The following is a 17,458-nucleotide window of genomic DNA, read 5'->3' as shown; positions in this document are numbered from 1 at the left end:
CTCTCCGTTGAAGACTCTCAACCAACCCCCGAAAGGGTCAATCAGAAATATCTAAACTAGAGTCCGAAAACCTAGCATTGCCGAACACCAGCAAAAAAGATTCGCTGTTGTTCAATGTCCAACCTCCCACGACCGGGGGGTACATGAAAGATTGGAACCAATAATAATTATTGGCACTGACATTCATCGACACACTATTGAGTTCTCAAAGAACACACGCACACACTTCTACCCACAACTTCTCGTAGGGGTTTCGGTGAGGCAAGGGTTCAAACTTTAGCTCAGGCAACCGGCCGGAAGCAAATCCGAACCGAGTTCCTCTGAACACGCAGTCAGTCAGGCGCTCATCGTACTACCTCGTGTCCCGGCCGCTGGGCGGCTGAGTCGGTGTCCGTGTCGCTCTGACTCGAATAAAGTTACGTGCCGACAAACGCGAAGTCAAATCCCCTAGTCAGGGGTAATTTTCGCGCGGTTCATGTATGAAAGGGCGCATGGCGGGTGAACTCAGTGGGAAGCGTCGATGGTGGCGTCGAGTGGCAAAGGCCGGAGTTCTGTTGGCGGGTGGACTCGCGTTGGTGACGGCCGGGCCGAACGCCACCATGTGGACTTTGTCGTCCGGCCACAGAAGTGATGTGGCGGCCGCGCCCAGCGCACCTGTCGTCATCGTCCCGGGTGCCCGAGTCGCACCGGACGGAACTCCGATGGCCTACCTCCGAGGTCGTCTCGATGTAGCGATCGAGTTGGTCGAAGCGGGCAAGGTCGGGGGGATCTTGCTGTCGGGGGATGCCGGCGGTTCGTCGGGCGACGAGATCGTGTCGATGACGCGCTATCTACTCGACCACGGCATCGACCCGGCCATTGTGCGTTCCGATGGTGTCGGACTTTCCACTCGAGAGACCTGCGAGCGGGCGAAGTCGATGTTCGGCGTCGACCGCGCGATCATCGTGAGCCAGTACCAGCATCTCCCCCGGGCGGTGGCGCTGTGCCGAGCGGCGGGTATCGAGGCCGACGGGGTGGTGGCCTATTGCGAGTGCAGGCAGATCACCGAGGTACGCAACAACGTTCGTGAATGGCTTGCAGCACCGAAGGCCGCGGCGGAGATGCTTCTGCGTTGATCGCGCGCTTGGACCGCAGCGAGGCGACGAACCGGCGCCACTTCCCGGGCCGGGTCGGAGTTTGTTCGAACGACGCCTCGAATGCTTGCGGGGGCACCGGCGCGTAGGGCGGGCCTGCGAGCAGGGTTCGGCACGCGCTACGAACCTGCGCACGGAGCGACGCGGCGTCGGCGAACTCCAGGTACTCCGACAACGACTCGAACTCCCTGGCCAAGTCGTACAGATCCGGTGCGGGCGGATCGGGGTATCCGGCCAGCTCCAGAAGCTGCACCGTGATTGCGTCCACGTGGTCGGCCAACTCGCCCTCGTCGGCCAGCAGGGCTGTCGCGTGATCTCGTGCCCGAGCTACCCGGGCGTCGACTTCCCGCGCTGTCCATTCGGTCACCACGTTCAGTTCAGCCATGGCGGTGCGGAACAGGTCGGGGGCTCCGGCGCAGTCCGTTCGATGTAGACAGGCGAGCTCGAGCAGCGCGGGGCTGTCGAGTCCACGCGCGAGCGCCTCGGCGGCAGCCATCGACAGGTCCGCGTCGTCGAGCTCGCCGAGCACGAACAGGTCTGCGGCGCGGGCCAAGTCGTCCATGATCCCAGCGTGGGCGGCGGGAGACGGACGGGTCAAAGGGTTTTCCGACGCGGGCGCGGCGATCGGAGCGGTCAACCCTGTCCGTCGGTACGTACTCCTGATCGAGGAGGACGACGAGTGGGCATCATCAAGGCAGTCACGATCACGGTGGCAGTGGCCGGCGGGCTGTGGCCTGGGCAGGTCCGGCTGTGGCGAAATCGGCGCCCGATGAGAACACCTTCGATGTGCTCGAATGCTCGTTCGGGGCCGGATGAGTGAGAACACATCGGTCGCTCTCGGCGGCGGAAGCGGTTCGGGCGCACCGGTTTCGAGTTCGTCGGCGGGGCGGTCGCGGGCAGCTGGGTGCTCGCCGCGGCGGTAGGACCAGCGCCGATGGTCTCGCCCCGGCAGGCAGGACCGCCGGGGTGGCGTGCTAGCGCAATCCCTATCGCGTACCGTGATCGGGGTTGTCTGCAATGATGGCCGACCGGATTGGGGTGCATCGTGGGCGGTTCCGAGCACGCCGCGCGGCTCGTGCGTTTCTGGCAGACCGTCGAGTTGTTCGGTCCGCAGCTTGTGCCGGACGTCCAGACCGACGGCCTGGTGGTCGATCTCGCGGCGGATGAACGCGCCCCGTGGGAAAATCTTGCCGCGCTGCCCGCGTTGAAGTCCGGGCGGGTGTGGCAGTTCGTCGTGTACGGCGGATTGTTCGAGGTGGGGCGCGCGCGGAAAGCGCTGGTGCGGACGTTCGGCGAGGATCAGCTCGAGGCCGATGCTCGACGGGCCGGGACCACAGCGGCTTTCGCGATGACGCTGACCGACAGCGGTGGAGTTGTCGAGGGCTCGGCCACCTTGTCGGGGTTGGCGTGGGCCGTGAATCGGCTGCGCGCGCCGGGGCCCGGCGATATCGGTTGGGCCGACGGGTTCGACCATGACTCGGCCTCGTTCACTGCCGCGCTCGACACATTGGCGCGAGACACCCCGCCCGATGCCGATCAGGTGGGCCCGTCACCGCGGTGGCGTGCGCTGGATGTGGCGGGCCGTGGGGTGGCGGCTTCGGTGATCGCGGCGGGGGCGGATGGGGTGATCTCACCGGGGCTCGCCGGGATGTCGGCGTTGGCCTTCGCCGAACGGTTCGCCTGCGCGGACGATGAGGACAGTGTCGAGGCGCCCAGGTTGACCGGTCGGGACCTGCATCTCTTCACCGGCGAACTGTGTGCCGCGTTGGGTATTCGGTCGGAATTGCGGGCCGGTGGCGTGCGGGTGGCGTGTGTCCAGGTCGCGGCGCGTGATGCGGACAACGATGCCGCCGAGGATCGGCTCAACAGTGGGCTGGGACCGGTGCTGGCCGACCTCGCGAAAGCGGTGGAGCGCGGCGATATCGGTGTGGCGCTGCGTGATTACCTCGCGGCGGCCGACGCCCTGCCCGTCGATGACCGGATCGATGTTCGTCGACGACAGGACGCGGTGGTCGAAGGGCTACTCCCCCACCTCGTTCCGGACGGACGCTGGCCGGGTGACCCGCTGGTGTCGGGGCAGCAGTTCGCGGTCGATTGCGCACTGTCCGAATTACGTGATGACGCCGGCATTTTCGCGGTGCACGGCGCGCCGGGTACCGGCACCACGACGATGCTACGAGACCTACTGGCCGGAATTCTGGTCGAGCGAGCGGGGCAACTGGCGGCTTTCGATGACCCGATGGCGGTGTTCGCCGGAGTCACCGAGCAGGTTCAGGTAGCCAAGAACTACACGGTGGGCGCACATCGATTGGCGAACTGCGTGACCGGGTTCGAAGTGGTGCTCGCGACGGGCAGCGACGCCACCGCGGCCGATGTGGTCACCGAACTTCAGCATCGCGGCGCGATCGACGGCGAGCTCAATCACTTCACCGACTTGGCCGAACTCGTCGGCGGAGCACCCGCGTGGGGTTTGGTCGCGGCGGCGCTGGGCGAAACGCGACGGACATTCGCCGAGCAGTTCTGGTTCGGGGATCGGTTCGCCGCCGAGCGCAAGACCGGCACCCCGAACGGCGGGATGCTCGACATCCTCAAGCAGGCCGAGGCCGACCCGGATTCGATTCCGGATTGGCCGACCGCGACGCGGGACTTCACCACTCGCCGGGCCGAGGTGCGCAGGCTCGCTCAGGAGCGCCAGAACGTGGCCGATGCGGTCGCCGAACTGCCCGCCATGAACGCCGGGTTGCAGTCGACGGCGGCCGAGATCGCCAATGCCGATGACGCACACGCACATTGGCGTGAGCGTCATCAGCTGGCAACCGAACATCTGCGCGCCGCGCAGGCCGCGCATCACCGGGCAGGCAAGTTCCTCAGCGAGCACGGCGGACAGAAGCCAGGGTTCATGGCGTCGCTGTCGACGGGGTTCCGGGCCGGTCGGCGGTGGAGTGCGCGCAGCAATGAGTTACTGAGGGAACGGCATATCGCCGAAGCGGAGATGCGGCGGCGCCAGACCGAGGTCGAATACACGCGCGACCAATGGTCGCAGGCCGCCGAGCACGGCCGCACGCTGATTCGTCGGCACGTCGAGTTGACGGAACGGCGGGCGGCGGCGCTGGACGTGATCGAGCGAGGGCGCGAGAATTGGTCGCGCACCATTCCGTTCGGCGATGTCGCGGGTGATGACGAGCAGTTCCAGCTGTGTAATCCGTGGGCGGACGAAGAGTATGCGACCGCACGGCGTGACCTGTTCCTGTCCGCGTTGAAGCTGCATCGCGCGTTCCTGCTCAACGCGGCACCGCGGGTGCGCGACAACCTGATCGTCGCCATCGCGTTGATCCGTGGTGAGCTCGCGGTCGAGCCGAATCCGGAAACCGTCGCGGCGGCGTGGCAGACGCTGTTCTTCGCGGTACCGATGATCACGACAACCTTCACCGCGCTGCCGCGATTGTTCGCGGGGCTGGGGTCCGAGGCGTTGGGATGGTTGTTCGTCGACGATGCGGGACAAGCCGCGCCACAGTCGGTGGCCGGTGGGTTGTGGCGAGCTCGGCGTGCGGTGATCGTGGGTGATCATCGCCAGCTGGGGCCTGTCGGTGCGTTGCCCACGTCGGCGCAGGAAGCCTTGGTGCAGCAGTACGGGCTCGACGCGGAATGGATGCCGGATCAGGCGTCGGTGCGTCAGGCGGCCGATCGTGGCGTGCGGTACGGGACCTGGCTGATGCCCTCGGATTCGATCGCGCCGGTGTGGGTGGGCACGCCACTTCGGGTCCATCGGCGCAGTGACAGGCCGATTTTCGAGCTCACCCATCACATCGCCTACGACGACGACCTGCTGGTGTTCGGCACGCCGGATCGGCCGGAGTTCCCCGGCCACGATCGGTGGATCGATGTGAGATCCGCACGGGCCGAGGGCAATTGGATTCCCGGTGAGGGTGACGCGCTCGCCGCGTTGCTCGCGCAGTTGACCGAGGACGGTGTGGCCTCGGCCGATATCCGTGTGGTCAGCCCGTTCCGTGATGTCGCCTTCGGCGCGCGGGAAGTGGCGCGTGAGGTGCTCGGTGCGGAGTTCGCGCAGCGACAGGTGGGGACCGTCCACGCGATGCACGGCAATTCGGCCGAGGTCGTGGTGCTGATCTTGGGGACCTCGCCCGCCGCGGGCGGGTCACGACGGTGGGCGGCGACCAATCCGAATGTGCTCAACGCGGCGGTTTCGCGGGCGCGGCGGCGGGTCTACGTGATCGGCAACTACCGATTGTGGAGCAGCCAAAGGTATTTCGATGACCTCGCCAGGCGGTGGACGGTCCAGACCGAGCAGCTGGTCGATCAAACCGTGAGCCGGTAGAAGCGCCAGAAGCCGAAGTTCTCGATCGGGAGGATGTCGACGGCGGTGAAACCGGCCTCGTCGGCGTACTCCCCCAGTTTCGCTGTGCGCATGACAGTGCCGGTACCGGCGGACTGGGGGTGCGCCATGCCGTCGGGCAGGCAGATCAACAGACTGAATCCGTACATCAGGCGATCGATATCGCTTGCGGGGGCGGTGAATTCCGATTCGACGGCCTCGTCCATGATGATCACCGCGCCGCCCGGGCGCAGGGCCTTGCGCATGGAGGTCAGCACCTCGACGGGGTGTGGCATGTCGTGCAGGCATTCGAAGGCGAACAGCGCGTCGTAGGTGGATTCGGGGAGATCGGTGGCGGCGTCGGCGTGGTGGAAGCGGACGCGGTCGCCGAGATCGGCGGCGTTCTCGGTGGCCATCTTCACCGAGGGCTGGTCGATGTCGTAGCCGTCTACGGTCAACTGGGGGTAGGCGCGCGCCAGCGCGATCGCGGACCAGCCGCCGCCGGAACCGATGTCGGCAGCCTTGGCATCCGGGCGCGAGAGCAGCGCGTGGACACCGGCGACGCCGGCGAGGTCGGTGGCGAGACGTTGTTCGAACCAGGGGCGGTTCATGTCCGATTGGGATTCGCGCATGTCGGCGCCGTATTCGGACCAGCCGACCCCACCACCGTCGCGATAGGCCCGCACCAGCGCGGGCATCTGGACAGCGGCGCCTGCCAGCATACGAGCCAGCGGCGCAAGGTAATCGAGACTGCTCGGGTCGGTGAGAACCTCCGCGGCGCCGGCGGGCAGAGCGAACCGCCCGTCCGCGTCCACCGCCAGAATCCCGGTGGCCGCCTGCTGCTCGAGCCACTCCTGCGCATACCGGAGATCCCCGCCGGCCCGCGCGATCAACGCTGCCGCGTCGGCGGGCCCACCCTCGACCAACGCCCGATACCAGCCCAGTCGATCACCGAGATGCACCGCCAGGATGTCGATCGTCCCGAGCGCGGCCCCGAACAACCGCTCGGCGAACTGCTCACTGGTCTGCTCCACTGCACTCACCGGTCATCCTCCTGACGATGCGACACGAATCGGCATCGACCCGCTGATACGGACTACGCACCGCCGAGACCAACGGTTCACCCGCCCAACGATTCGATCTCCAACCGGTCCATTGCGGGATGTTAGCGCGACAATTGTCGGTGAGCCTCGAATGATCGGACAAGTCATGAGAACAGCGATATTACTCGGCTCAGCAGGTTGCTCCGCCATAGCTGTCGCCATTGCGATGGCGCCATCAGTCACCGCTGATCCGATCACCGACGTACTTCGCACCAGCGAATCGAGCCAGTTCCGTGCAGCACCGGACTGTCACTCGTCCTATGACCCTTGCGTCCCGATCGTCAGCGACGTGGACTGCGAGGGCGCCGGCGATGGGCCGGTCTACACGGGGCCCGTTCGCGTGATCGGGCCCGATGAGTACGGGCTCGACCGCGACGGTGACGGAAGAGGGTGCGAAGCCGGCTGATTCGCCGGTGTACGGCCGCGCGCCCTACGGCGAATCGAACAGGAGGGCGCCGGATTCCACGGTGGTGCTGGTGGTGTCGGTGTCGACGGAGTTCTTCGCAGAGTCCATCACCACGACGGGGCAGATGACCGAGTAGCCGGTGGCGGCGATTTCCGTCGGGTCGAAGGTGACGATGGGGGCGCCGGCCTCCACCGTGTCGCCTTCGGTGGCGAGGAGTTCGAAGCCTTCGCCCTTCAGTTTCACCGTGTCGATTCCCAGGTGAACCAGCACGCCGACCCCGTGGCCGAGGATGACGAAGGCGTGGGGGTGGAGTTTGAGGATCTTGCCGGAAATGGGGGCCGTCACCGTCAGGGTGCCGCGGGTGCGGTCGGGGTCCAGTGCGACACCCGAGCCGACGATTTGGTCGGCGAAGACCTGATCGGGCACCTCGGACAGGGCGATGACCTTGCCGGGGAGGGGGGCGAGGACCGGGATGCTCACAGAATGTCTCCGATGTCGTCGGCGAGGGTGTCGGCTTCGGGGCCAACGACGACCTGGACGATCGAGCCCGCCTTGAGCACACCGTGGGCGCCTGCGGCCTTGAGCGCGGCCTCGTCGACCTTGCTGCCGTCCTTCACCTCGGTGCGCAACCGGGTGATGCAGGCCTCGATCTCGACGATGTTGTCCGCGCCGCCGAGGCCCTGGACGATCGCTTCCGCTTTGGACATGTGTTCTCCCTTTCCACGGTGGTTGCCGGTACCAGTATGGGAGTCTCGAATGTGCGCCACATCATATTCGGCGGTTGACATCCGACCTCCACCTGGTCAAACTGGCAACTGGTTATGACCGGACAGTACCCGTCAGGGACACCGGTTCACAACAGTTAACCCGGATCGGCGGGCAAGCCGGTCCTCCCTCGCCGAGACCGCCGGAACCCCGGCACGAAGAAGGTCGACATGACTGCCGTTACCGACACACCCAAACAAGAATCGAAGGTGTTCGCGGGATTGCAGCGCCTCGGTCGCAGCCTCATGCTGCCGATCGCGGTGCTCCCCGCGGCGGGCATCCTGCTGCGCATCGGCCAGGACGACCTCCTCGGCCGCTTCTCCGCGCTGGAGAGCACCGCTTCGGTCATCTCGGCGGCCGGCCAGGCCGTGTTCACCTGGCTGCCGCTGATCTTCGCCGTCGGTATCGCGATCGGCTGGGCCAAGAAGGCCGACGGGTCGACGGCGCTGGCCGCGGTGGTCGGCTACATGGTGATCAACGGTGTGTTCGAGGCGATGTCGCCGATCGTGCTCGAGGGAAAGACCGACCCGAAGGGCGCGCAGGCGCTGATCAACTACGGCGTCCTCGCCGGCATCGTGATGGGTCTGCTGTCGGCGACGCTGTGGCAGCGGTTCTATCGCACGAAGCTGCCCGATTTCCTCGGGTTCTTCAACGGCAGGCGGCTGGTGCCGATCCTGACCGCGTTCACCGGCCTGATCGTCGGCGTCGGCATGGCGTTCCTGTACCCGGCGTTCAACTCCGCGCTCACCTGGGTGGGCGAGGGCGTCGCCGACAACTCGGTGGTCGGTGGCGGCATCTACGGCGCGGCCAACCGCCTGCTCATCCCGACCGGTCTGCACCACATCCTGAACTCCACGGTCTGGTTCCTCGTCGGCGATTACACCGATGCGTCCGGCCAGCTCGTGCGCGGCGACCTCAACCGCTTCTTCGCCGGTGATCCGAGCGCGGGCACGTTCATGACGGGCTTCTTCCCGATCATGATGTTCGCGCTTCCCGCTGCCGCGCTCGCCATCTGGCACAACGCGCGCCCGTCGCAGAAGAAGCTGGTGGGCGGCATCATGCTGTCGACCGGTCTCACCGCGTTCGTCACCGGCATCACCGAACCGCTGGAGTTCTCGTTCATGTTCGTGGCGTGGCCGCTGTATGTGGTGCACGCGATCTTGACGGGCACGTCGATGGCACTGGTGAACGCGCTCGGTATCCACGACGGATTCACGTTCTCCGCCGGTGCGATCGACTATCTGCTGAACTTCGGCAAGGCGACCGACGCGTGGATGCTGATCCCGATCGGGCTCGGCTACGCGGTGATCTACTACGTGCTGTTCAGCTTCGTGATCAAGAAGTGGAACCTGCGGACTCCCGGACGCGAGGCGGAAACCGATGTCGAGGCCGGCGTGCCCGACGCGGCCGTGGTCGAAGCGGAGACCGCCGAAGCCGCCACGGGCGATACTCGCACCGATGCACCATCGGTCGCCGAAGTCGACAAGAAGTCGGACAAGAAGCTGGAAGGTGAGTGAGGCAATGAGCACCCGCACCGTCATCGTCGGATCCGAGGTGGGGCTGCACGCGCGGCCCGCCGCGAAACTCACCAGGGCCGTGCAAGCGGCGGGAGTGCCGGTGCGGATCTCGGTGGGAGGTGGCGAACCGGTCGACGCGGCCAGCGTGCTCGCGGTGATGACGCTGGGCGCGGACCACGGCGCCGAGGTGACCCTGCACGCCGAGGGCGCCGACGAAGTCCTGGACCAGCTGGCGGCACTGATCGCCTCGGATCTGGATGCCGCCTGATGCCGGAACAGGTGATTCGCGGTCTCGGAGTGAGTCCTGGAGTCGTGTGCGCGCCGTGGTTGCGGTTCGGATCGCAGCTCGAGACCTCGGCGCAGGATCCGGTCGGCGGATCGGTGGCCGAGGAGCTCGCGCGGGTCGAGGACGCGCTCGGTGGGGTGTCCGACGAGATGACCGCCCGAGCCGCGCGGGTGAGTGGTGTTGCGGCGGAGATTCTTTCGATGTCGGCGACGATGGCCCGTGATCCGGGCATCGTCGCCGCCACCGAGAAGGAACTCGCCGCCGGGATGCCGACGGCGCACGCGGTACACCTGGCGTTCGAGGGGTTCTGCGCGAAGCTGGAAGCGCTCGGCGGGTATATGGCCGAGCGGGCCACCGATCTGCGCGATATCGGCGGCCGGACCGTCGCGGTGCTGCTCGGGCTGCCGATGCCGGGCATTCCGGAGCCGGGGTATCCGTTCGTGCTGGTCGCGCGGGATCTGGCCCCGGCCGACACGGCGATGCTGGGTGACAGTGATGTGGTCGGGTTGCTCACCTCCGAGGGCGGGCCGACCAGCCACACCGCGATTCTCGCGAAGTCCCTCGCCTTGCCCGCGGTGGTCAACTGTCCCGACACCGATCGACTCGTCGACGACGTGCCGGTCCTGCTCGACGGCACGACCGGCGAGGTCGTGATCGATCCCAGCGCCGAGCATCAGCAGGCCGCACTCGAGCGGGCGGCGGCGGACAAGGAGCGAATCGCGGCGGCCAGTGGGCCGGGGCATACCGCCGACGGGACGCCGGTACAGCTGCTGGTGAACATCGGCACCGTCGATGACGCGGTGCACGCGGGGCCGATCGACAGCGAAGGCGTGGGGCTTTTCCGCACCGAGTTCATGTACCTCGGTAAGGCGTCCGCACCGTCGTTGGACGAGCAAACCGCCTCGTATACAGCGGTTCTCGAACAGTTCGCCGGGCGACGGGTTGTGGTGCGAACCCTCGATGCCGGCTCGGACAAGCCGCTGCCGTTCCTCGATCTCGGCACCGAGGAGAATCCGGCGCTCGGTGTCCGCGGGCTGCGGATCGGCACGGTGTTTCCGGAAACGCTCGCCACCCAGCTCACCGCGCTTGCCCGGGCAGGTGAGGCGACCGGGGCCGATCTGTGGGTGATGGCGCCGATGGTCGCTACCGCGGACGAGGCCGCTGGGTTCGCCTCGCTGGCACGGGAATCCGGGCTGAAGAAGGTCGGCGCGATGATCGAGATCCCGGCGGCCGCGTTGCGAGCCGCCGACCTGCTCGCCCATCTCGACTTCGTCAGCATCGGAACCAATGATCTGAGCCAGTACACGTGTGCGGTGGATCGGATGGCGGGCGGGCTCGCCCAGCTGCTCGATCCGTGGCAGCCCGCGGTCCTCGACCTGATCGCGATGGTCGGCGCCGCCGGTGCGGCGGCGGGCAAATCGGTCGGGGTGTGTGGTGAGGCCGCGTCGGATCCGACGTTGGCGCCGGTCCTGGTGGGTCTCGGAGTGACGAGTCTGTCGATGTCTGCGCCCGCGTTGCCCGCCGTGCGGGCGGCGTTGGCCGCGGTGGATGTGCAGCGGTGCCAGGATGCGGCGGATGCGGCGTGTGCCGCGCGGAATCCGCAGGTGGCGCGTGAGGTTGTCGCGGCGATCATCGGGCGGTCGTGAAAAAGGTTGTTGTGCGCGGTCGACTCGTCGGGACGGCCGAAGGAGAGATCGCGGACGGGATCGTCGAATTCGATGAAGGTCGAATCATCCGGGTCGGGCCGGCTGCGGATCATCATGATTCCGAATGTCTTCCAGCGCCGAACGATGATCTTGTGCTTCCGGGTCTGATCGACCTGCACTGCCATGGTGGCGCCGGGTTCGGGTTTCCGAACGCTGATGCGCAGGGTGCGCGGGTCGCGGCGGCGCATCATCGGGGGCAGGGCACGACCGGGCTGCTGGGGAGTTTGGTGTCGGATCAGCCGGAGGTGCTGGTGACGCAGGCGGCGATGCTGGCCGATCTCGTCGAAGACGGGGAACTGCTCGGCGTACATCTCGAAGGGCCGTTCCTCAATGCGACCCGCTGTGGCGCACAGGACCCGGCGGCGATCATTCCCGGCGATCCCTCGTTGTTCGAGCGGATCTACGCTGCGGCGCGCGGCACCGTGCGGTCGATGACATTGGCCCCCGAGACCACGCATTTCGATGAGCTGCTGGCCGCGATGCGCCGTCGTGCTGTGCTGCCGAGCCTCGGGCACACCGACGCCGACGCCGCGACCACCGCGGCGCGCATCGCCGAGGCAAGTGGCGCGCCTATCACCGCTACGCACCTCTTCAACGGGATGCCCGCCCTGCACCACCGCTCCCCCGGGCCCGTCGCGGCCTGTTTGGCCGCCGCTGGGCGCGGCGAGATGGTGGTCGAATTGATCGCTGACAGTGTGCATTTGGCGGCGGAGACAGTGGCGATGGTGTTCGATACCGTGGGACCGGATCAGATCGCACTGGTGTCGGATGCGATGGCGGCAGCGGGAATGAGCGACGGCGACTACCGGCTGGGTGCGCTCGATGTTCAGGTCCACGGCGGTGTCGCCCGGCTCGCCACCGTCGACGGTTCGCCCGGGGCGATCGCGGGCGGAACAGCTCGGCTCGTCGATGTGCTGCGCTGGACCGTTTTCGAGGTGGGTATCCCGCTGTCCGACGCGGTTATCTCCGCGACGCGCACCCCTGCCCGTGCGCTCGGACTCGAGGGCGAACGCGGCAGTCTCACCGTGGGTGCGCGTGCCGACATTCTTGTCACCGACCAGTCATTGCGGCCGCGGCGGGTCTTCGTCGCCGGAACGGAAGGAATCTGATGGAGATCGTGATCCGGGCTGACGACAACGAGGTGGCCGCCACGGTCGCCGATATCGTCGGCGGCTATGTGACCGGCGGGAACGCGATCCTCGGCCTGGCTACCGGGTCGTCGCCGCTGGGCAGCTATCAGGAGCTGGCGCGCCGCTGGCGCGCGGGTGAGCTCGATTTCTCCACCGCCAGTGCGTTTCTGCTCGACGAGTACGTCGGACTGCCGAAAGACCATCCGCAGTCGTACTTCTCGGTGATCAGGTCCGAGTTCGTCGACCATGTGAACCTGGATCCCGCGCGGGTGTTGAGCCCGAACGGGGAGGCAGGCGACGTCGCGGGTGAGGGACGGCGGTACGACGCGGCCATCGCCGCGGCAGGTGGGGTCGACGTGCAGCTGCTGGGCATCGGCACCGACGGGCATATCGGTTTCAACGAGCCCGGGTCGGCGTTGACCTCGCGCACGCGGGTGAAGACGCTCACCGAGCAGACACGTAAGGACAACGCGCGCTTTTTCGACGGGCCGCAGGATGTGCCGCATCATGTGCTCACGCAGGGTCTGGGCACCATCAACGAGGCCGGTCACCTGGTGATGATCGCGCTCGGCGCGGGGAAGGCCGATGCGATCGCCGCCGCCGCGGAAGGGCCGTTGTCGGCGTTCTGCCCGGCTTCGGTGATGCAGTGGCACCCCCATGTCACGGTGGTGATCGACGAGGCCGCGGCGAGCAAGTTGAAACTGGCGGACTATTACAAGTACGCGCTGGCGAACAAGCCTGCCTGGCAGTCGTTCTGAGGTGACCGCGCTCGAGTTCGCGGTACAGGACGTGGCGGGCGCGCTCGGCGCTCGCCGCGTCGGGGCGGATCGGGTGGAATTGTGTGCGGGGCTGGGCAGTACCGGCGGGCTGACGCCGAGCATCGGGACCGTCGAGGCGGTGGTCGGAACGGGAATACCCGTCCACGTGCTGATCCGGTGCCGGGCCGGTGGTTTCGTGTACGCCGATGCCGCTGAGCTCGCGGTGATGAATGCCGATGCGCGCGCGGCAGTGTCGGCCGGCGCCGCCGGGTTGGTGCTCGGTGCGCTCACGCCCGACCATCGGGTCGACGCAGAAGGACTGCGTCGCATTCTCGACGGACTCGATGTTGATGACATAGAGCTGACCTTTCATCGTGGGATCGATCAGATCCGCGACCGCGAGGCCGCTCTCGACACGTTGATCGCCGGTGGCCTGACCCGGGTTCTCACCTCCGGCGGGGCGGCTACCTGCGCTGAGGGTCTCGATGAACTCGCCGCGATGGTCGAGCACGCGGCGGGGCGCATCCAGATCATGGCGGGCGGTGGGATCGCCCTCGGTGACCTCGCCGCCCTACAGCGGGCCGGTGTAGACGCGATTCACCTGTCTGCGCGACGTGTCGTCGCCGATGACGGCGGGCCGGGCGGAGGCGGTGAGTCCGGCCATGAACAGCTGGACGAAGACCTCGCGGCAGCCGTGGCCACCCGGTTGTTCGCCGCGGACCGTCCGCCGTTCCCCGGACGCCGAGCACCCTGAATCAGGCTGCTCGGTAAGCGGTGCCGCGGGTGATCAGGCGCGCTCGGCCAAGATCAATTCTGCTTCGCCCGGATCGCACTCGAAAGTGGCTTGTACTGCCGCTAAGGCCTTTTCGTGTTCGCCTGCCGCGACCAACTGGTCGATGTCGGCCCACTGATCGATGGGCGGGGCCACCGACGGATCGAGGCGACGGTCGAGCCGCTCCCACATGCGGGCCACGGTGGGGTCGTCAACGAGTAGCTCGCCGAGGTGAGCTTTGAAGGTGGGGTGTTCGGTGCGGTACATGCCCATCCAGCTGCTCGCGAGTGGGCTGGCCTCGGCGTTGGCGGTGCGGTCGGCGAGCTTGAGGATCACGGCCCGGGGGTGGGCGGCGATCTTGGTGTAGGCGTTGTGGTTTCGCGCCTTGCGGTCGGGGCCGATACCGGTGACCGCCCAGACCAAGTCGAGAACCACACGACCGAAACGGGATTCGACCTCCTCGGCCGTGACCGGGGTGTCTTCGACGACGTCGTGGAGCCAGGCGGCGAGGCCGAGTTCACCGCCGTAGCCGAAATCGTCGAGAACACCCCGAACGGCCGCGAGATGGGTGACGTAGGGACGGTCGCCGTAGCGCTGATCACCGTGTGCCGCGATGGCGAATTCCCGTGCTTCGATTTCGCGCTGATCGAACTCCATGCCGCACCCCCGTGCTCGATTGGTGATCGTGTCGAAATCGACCCTAGCCGAGGGCACCGACAGGATGCGGGGATCAGTGGTGGGCGAGGGGTTTCAGCGCGGTCAGGATACCCGTCTGGTCGCGGCTCTGGGTATAGACCAGATCGGTGAATCCGACCGCCTCGACCTGACCGGTGTAGTGGCGGATGTCGGCGTCGGCGAAGGGATCGGCGTCGCGGCCGAGGAACCGTGAGAGCACGGCCCGCATCCGGGGCGACGGGGACGCGTCGGCGAGCAGCAGACGTCCGCCTGGTCGCAGCACTCGCCACATTTCGGTGATCGCGGCATCACGCTGCGGCTCGGGGATGTGGTGCATGACGAAAGTACAGGTGACCACGTCGAATTCGGCGTCGAGCAAGGGTAGCGATTGCGCGGGGCCGACCACGTAGTGATGGTGTGTGGCGTGATCCCGGGCACTGTTGTCGGCCACGGCTGTAGCCGAGGGGTCGACCCCGACGGCAGCACCGCTCGGTCCGACCGCTTCGCCGAGCGCCCGGACGAGTTTTCCGGGACCACAGCCGATATCGAGGGCACGAGAACCGGCGCGCACACCGGAGCGGGTGACGAATTCGGCGAGCAGACGACGATGCCTGCCGAGGAAGAACACCGAGGTGAACAGGTTGTAGCGACGCAGGCCCGCGATGACGAGGCCGGTGTCCGCGTCGTGGACGAACATGGGGGTGAGAAGCTGATTTCGGGACATGAGTTCATGGTCGGGCGGCGCCGCGTACGGCACCAGGAGCAGAATCTCCGGAGGTGTCCGTTATCGAACAGATCCGGGGAAACCGTGCAGGAGGAAGCGATGGCCGAGCACCCTGACCGCCGGGTTCGACGCACCAGGGACACGCTGCACAAGGCGTTGATCGAGCTGATGATCGAGCGCGGCTACGACAAGGTGACCGTCAGCGACATCATCGGGCGCGCCGACGTGGGGCGATCCACTTTCTACGCGCACTATCGCGACAAGGACGACCTGCTGGCGGTGAGCTGCACCGAATTCCTGCGTCGAGAAATCACCCGCACGACCGCTCCCGGCTCCCCGCTCGCGCCGCTGCGCGTGATGTTCCATCTGGCCGCACAGTATCCCGAGGTGTATCGCCCACTGATCGGGTCGAAGGCAACTGCCACCGTCGTGCGCGCCTACCAGCAGAGTGTGGCCGAACTGGTCGGTGAACTCCTCGGCGATCGGCCCACGGGGACGATCGAATTCCTGTCGTGGGGGCTGCTCGGCATGCTGGGTCCGGTGATCGAACCGACCGCGCCGACACCGCCCGCGCAGGCATGGCGGCGGTTCGAGGCGCTCGCGCTCTACGGGCTCAGTGGGTCCGGCGGCGCAGGTCCGGCCACGGCGGACGACGCAGAATCGCCAGCGCCGCAATGACTCCGGTGAGCAGTCCGATCCATTCGCCGAGTTGAGCGATGCGATTGGCGTCCATCGCGGGCGTCCAGTGCGCGCGTCCGGCATGGACGACGAACAACCCGATCGGATGAGGGTGCCGCAGGAGACCACCACTGCGCGAGACAGTGATGACAGTCGAGCCGTCGGCCGTTTCGAACGGTTCACCGAACACCATCACCGGCTCGGCCACCATTTGTTCGACGCGATCTCTGATCGTCATCACAATCCTGTCTCGTCGTCCTGTGTTCCCGTCGAACATACGCGCCCGGCGGAGCCGCCGTCGGGGTTCGTCGCCCCTGGCGCGCCACCTGGTCTCCAGTGCGACCAACTCCACGAACAGTGCTGCCAACGAGGTATTTCGAGATGCAGGTCGGCCCCGGCTCGCGCGGCCAGGACCGCCCGCACCGCCCGGCTGCCATGATGGTTGCGTCATGGCCGTGGCGAAAGGTACACCGATGTCGGAACTGGCACTGTCGACCCAGTGGTCACGATCGTTGGGGCTGCGAGTACCCGTGGTGAACGCGCCGATGGGCGGAGCGGCGGGCGGACGACTCGCGGCGGCAGTGAGCGCGGCGGGTGGGCTCGGCATGATCGGGATGGGCAGTGCGGGGTCGGTGGCGGCTTTGCGGCGCGAGTTGGCTGTCACTGGCTCGCCGGACGGCATCGGGCTCGTGGACTGGGTTCGCGCCCGCGAAACCGGGCTGCTGGATGCTGCCATCGCCGCGGGTCCACGGATCATCTCGGTCAGTTTCGGCACTGATTTCTCCTGGGTGCCGAAGGTGCAGGCAGCGGGCATCCTCGCCGTCACCCAGGTCTACGACGCACCCGGCGCCCACCGCGCGCAGGATGCGGGCATCGACATTCTGGTGGCGCGCGGCAGCGAAGGCGGTGGTCACGGCGCCGACCGGCTGGCTTTGTTGCCGCTGCTCGACGCCGTCCTCGACATCGCGACCGTGCCGGTTCTCGCCGCCGGCGGTATCGGGTCCGGTCGAATTCTCGCGGCCGTGCTCGCGGCGGGCGCGGCGGGGGCTTGGCTGGGGACCTGCCTGGCCGCCGCCGAGGAGTCCCTGCTGCCCGAATCCGCCCGCCTCGCGATGCTGGCCGCCGACTCGGGCGCCACCACCGTCACCACCGCTTTCGACGAGGCACTCGATCTGCCCTGGCCACCGATCTATCCGGCGCGCGTCCTGCGCAACGAGTTCACCGATCCGTGGACCCGGCGCGACGGCGACGACCTCCCCGATTCCGAACAACTTCGCGCGGCGATCGAGCTCGACGATCCCCGGCTCGCGCCTGTCGATGCGGGGCAGGGCGTCGGTTCGGTGAACCATATCGAGCCTGCCGCCACCGTTATCGACCGATTGTGCGGGGACGCGGCCGAGCTTCTCTCGTCACGCCTCACGTAGTCGAATCTGCGAAGAAGGTCGTTTCGCCACACCACCACGATCCTTCGC

At 67.1% G+C, this 17,458-nt stretch carries 17 protein-coding genes; 10 read left to right on the top strand and 7 right to left on the bottom strand.

From position 1 onward, the window contains the following. The first annotated feature begins 533 nt into the window (after positions 1 to 533). Positions 534 to 1,115 carry a vancomycin high temperature exclusion protein gene (locus ACFWUR_RS16025; RefSeq protein ID WP_378907464.1) on the top strand — a complete coding sequence of 194 codons (582 nt, stop codon included), beginning with the start codon at positions 534 to 536 and terminating at the stop codon, positions 1,113 to 1,115. Here the strand turns inward: ACFWUR_RS16025 and ACFWUR_RS16020 are convergent. Next, a complete protein-coding gene (locus tag ACFWUR_RS16020) occupies positions 1,042 to 1,695 on the bottom strand; it encodes a hypothetical protein (RefSeq protein ID WP_378907462.1) in 654 nt (217 codons plus the stop codon). The two genes, ACFWUR_RS16025 and ACFWUR_RS16020, sit on opposite strands and share 74 nt — an antisense overlap. A gap of 483 nt (positions 1,696 to 2,178) precedes the next feature. Here ACFWUR_RS16020 and ACFWUR_RS16015 point away from each other — a divergent pair, with 483 nt between their 5' ends. Then, positions 2,179 to 5,469 carry a DEAD/DEAH box helicase gene (locus ACFWUR_RS16015; protein WP_378907459.1) on the top strand — a complete coding sequence of 1,097 codons (3,291 nt, stop codon included), beginning with the start codon at positions 2,179 to 2,181 and terminating at the stop codon, positions 5,467 to 5,469. On the opposite strand, the gene ACFWUR_RS16010 is transcribed toward ACFWUR_RS16015, so the two are convergent. The 3 genes from ACFWUR_RS16010 to ACFWUR_RS16000 form a co-directional block, all read right to left on the bottom strand. Beyond that, positions 5,451 to 6,509, bottom strand: coding sequence for a class I SAM-dependent methyltransferase (locus ACFWUR_RS16010; RefSeq protein WP_378907457.1), 1,059 nt, complete (start codon positions 6,507 to 6,509; stop codon positions 5,451 to 5,453). The two genes, ACFWUR_RS16015 and ACFWUR_RS16010, sit on opposite strands and share 19 nt — an antisense overlap. A gap of 490 nt (positions 6,510 to 6,999) precedes the next feature. After that, positions 7,000 to 7,455: a PTS glucose transporter subunit IIA gene (locus tag ACFWUR_RS16005; RefSeq protein WP_378907454.1), complete on the bottom strand. Its 456-nt coding sequence runs from the start codon at positions 7,453 to 7,455 to the stop codon at positions 7,000 to 7,002. Next, positions 7,452 to 7,682, bottom strand: coding sequence for a glucose PTS transporter subunit EIIB (locus tag ACFWUR_RS16000; protein ID WP_378907451.1), 231 nt, complete (start codon positions 7,680 to 7,682; stop codon positions 7,452 to 7,454). Before ACFWUR_RS16000 ends, ACFWUR_RS16005 begins: the two co-directional genes overlap by 4 nt. Before the next feature lie 228 nt (positions 7,683 to 7,910). On the opposite strand from ACFWUR_RS16000, the gene ACFWUR_RS15995 reads away from it, so the two are divergent. The 6 genes from ACFWUR_RS15995 to ACFWUR_RS15970 are packed head-to-tail and all read left to right on the top strand — an operon-like array spanning position 7,911 to position 13,891. After that, on the top strand, positions 7,911 to 9,257 hold the full coding sequence (locus tag ACFWUR_RS15995) for a PTS transporter subunit EIIC (RefSeq protein ID WP_378907449.1): 1,347 nt from the start codon (positions 7,911 to 7,913) through the stop codon (positions 9,255 to 9,257). Positions 9,258 to 9,261: 4 nt separating this feature from the next. Beyond that, positions 9,262 to 9,525: an HPr family phosphocarrier protein gene (locus tag ACFWUR_RS15990; RefSeq protein ID WP_378907446.1), complete on the top strand. Its 264-nt coding sequence runs from the start codon at positions 9,262 to 9,264 to the stop codon at positions 9,523 to 9,525. After that, the gene (ptsP, locus tag ACFWUR_RS15985) at positions 9,525 to 11,189 is read left to right on the top strand and encodes a phosphoenolpyruvate--protein phosphotransferase (protein ID WP_378907444.1); all 1,665 of its coding nucleotides are present in this window, start codon (positions 9,525 to 9,527) and stop codon (positions 11,187 to 11,189) included. Before ACFWUR_RS15990 ends, ptsP begins: the two co-directional genes overlap by 1 nt. Continuing rightward, the gene (locus tag ACFWUR_RS15980; RefSeq protein WP_378907441.1) at positions 11,186 to 12,358 is read left to right on the top strand and encodes an N-acetylglucosamine-6-phosphate deacetylase; all 1,173 of its coding nucleotides are present in this window, start codon (positions 11,186 to 11,188) and stop codon (positions 12,356 to 12,358) included. The genes ptsP and ACFWUR_RS15980 overlap by 4 nt, the downstream gene beginning before the upstream one ends. Next, positions 12,358 to 13,137, top strand: a complete 780-nt coding sequence (gene nagB / locus ACFWUR_RS15975) for a glucosamine-6-phosphate deaminase (RefSeq protein ID WP_378907439.1) — start codon at positions 12,358 to 12,360, stop codon at positions 13,135 to 13,137. Before ACFWUR_RS15980 ends, nagB begins: the two co-directional genes overlap by 1 nt. A 1-nt stretch (position 13,138) precedes the next feature. Further along, the gene (locus ACFWUR_RS15970) at positions 13,139 to 13,891 is read left to right on the top strand and encodes a copper homeostasis protein CutC (protein WP_378907437.1); all 753 of its coding nucleotides are present in this window, start codon (positions 13,139 to 13,141) and stop codon (positions 13,889 to 13,891) included. A gap of 33 nt (positions 13,892 to 13,924) precedes the next feature. Here the strand turns inward: ACFWUR_RS15970 and ACFWUR_RS15965 are convergent, their stop codons facing one another. Beyond that, the gene (locus ACFWUR_RS15965; RefSeq protein ID WP_378907434.1) at positions 13,925 to 14,566 is read right to left on the bottom strand and encodes an HD domain-containing protein; all 642 of its coding nucleotides are present in this window, start codon (positions 14,564 to 14,566) and stop codon (positions 13,925 to 13,927) included. Between the two features lie 73 nt (positions 14,567 to 14,639). Then, positions 14,640 to 15,308 (bottom strand): methyltransferase domain-containing protein, encoded by a 669-nt coding sequence (locus ACFWUR_RS15960; RefSeq protein ID WP_378907431.1) that lies wholly within the window; start codon positions 15,306 to 15,308, stop codon positions 14,640 to 14,642. A 99-nt stretch (positions 15,309 to 15,407) separates the two neighbouring features. Here ACFWUR_RS15960 and ACFWUR_RS15955 point away from each other — a divergent pair, with 99 nt between their 5' ends. Then, positions 15,408 to 15,986, top strand: coding sequence for a TetR/AcrR family transcriptional regulator (locus ACFWUR_RS15955; protein WP_378907429.1), 579 nt, complete (start codon positions 15,408 to 15,410; stop codon positions 15,984 to 15,986). On the opposite strand, the gene ACFWUR_RS15950 is transcribed toward ACFWUR_RS15955, so the two are convergent. After that, complete coding sequence (locus ACFWUR_RS15950) at positions 15,922 to 16,224, bottom strand: hypothetical protein (protein ID WP_378907427.1); 303 nt, start codon at positions 16,222 to 16,224, stop codon at positions 15,922 to 15,924. The two genes, ACFWUR_RS15955 and ACFWUR_RS15950, sit on opposite strands and share 65 nt — an antisense overlap. Positions 16,225 to 16,459: 235 nt before the next feature. Here ACFWUR_RS15950 and ACFWUR_RS15945 point away from each other — a divergent pair, with 235 nt between their 5' ends. After that, the gene (locus ACFWUR_RS15945) at positions 16,460 to 17,410 is read left to right on the top strand and encodes an NAD(P)H-dependent flavin oxidoreductase (protein ID WP_378907425.1); all 951 of its coding nucleotides are present in this window, start codon (positions 16,460 to 16,462) and stop codon (positions 17,408 to 17,410) included. Positions 17,411 to 17,458 lie beyond the last annotated feature (48 nt).

The organism is Nocardia sp. NPDC058633 (genome assembly GCF_042717045.1).
In the GTDB taxonomy this organism is placed as follows: Bacteria; Actinomycetota; Actinomycetes; order Mycobacteriales; family Mycobacteriaceae; genus Nocardia.
The sequence above is the reverse complement of the archived record's forward strand: the minus strand, read 5'-3'. Positions and strand labels throughout refer to the sequence as shown.

Coding starts and splice junctions, on each gene's coding strand:
- ACFWUR_RS16020 (WP_378907462.1), bottom strand. CDS start 1,695: ATGGACGACTTGGCCCGCGCCGCAGACCTGTTCGTGCTCGGCGAGCTC.
- ACFWUR_RS16000 (WP_378907451.1), bottom strand. CDS start 7,682: ATGTCCAAAGCGGAAGCGATCGTCCAGGGCCTCGGCGGCGCGGACAAC.
- ACFWUR_RS15995 (WP_378907449.1), top strand. CDS start 7,911: ATGACTGCCGTTACCGACACACCCAAACAAGAATCGAAGGTGTTCGCG.
- ACFWUR_RS15990 (WP_378907446.1), top strand. CDS start 9,262: ATGAGCACCCGCACCGTCATCGTCGGATCCGAGGTGGGGCTGCACGCG.
- ptsP (WP_378907444.1), top strand. CDS start 9,525: ATGCCGGAACAGGTGATTCGCGGTCTCGGAGTGAGTCCTGGAGTCGTG.
- nagB (WP_378907439.1), top strand. CDS start 12,358: ATGGAGATCGTGATCCGGGCTGACGACAACGAGGTGGCCGCCACGGTC.
- ACFWUR_RS15965 (WP_378907434.1), bottom strand. CDS start 14,566: ATGGAGTTCGATCAGCGCGAAATCGAAGCACGGGAATTCGCCATCGCG.
- ACFWUR_RS15960 (WP_378907431.1), bottom strand. CDS start 15,308: ATGTCCCGAAATCAGCTTCTCACCCCCATGTTCGTCCACGACGCGGAC.
- ACFWUR_RS15955 (WP_378907429.1), top strand. CDS start 15,408: ATGGCCGAGCACCCTGACCGCCGGGTTCGACGCACCAGGGACACGCTG.
- ACFWUR_RS15950 (WP_378907427.1), bottom strand. CDS start 16,224: ATGACGATCAGAGATCGCGTCGAACAAATGGTGGCCGAGCCGGTGATG.
- ACFWUR_RS15945 (WP_378907425.1), top strand. CDS start 16,460: ATGTCGGAACTGGCACTGTCGACCCAGTGGTCACGATCGTTGGGGCTG.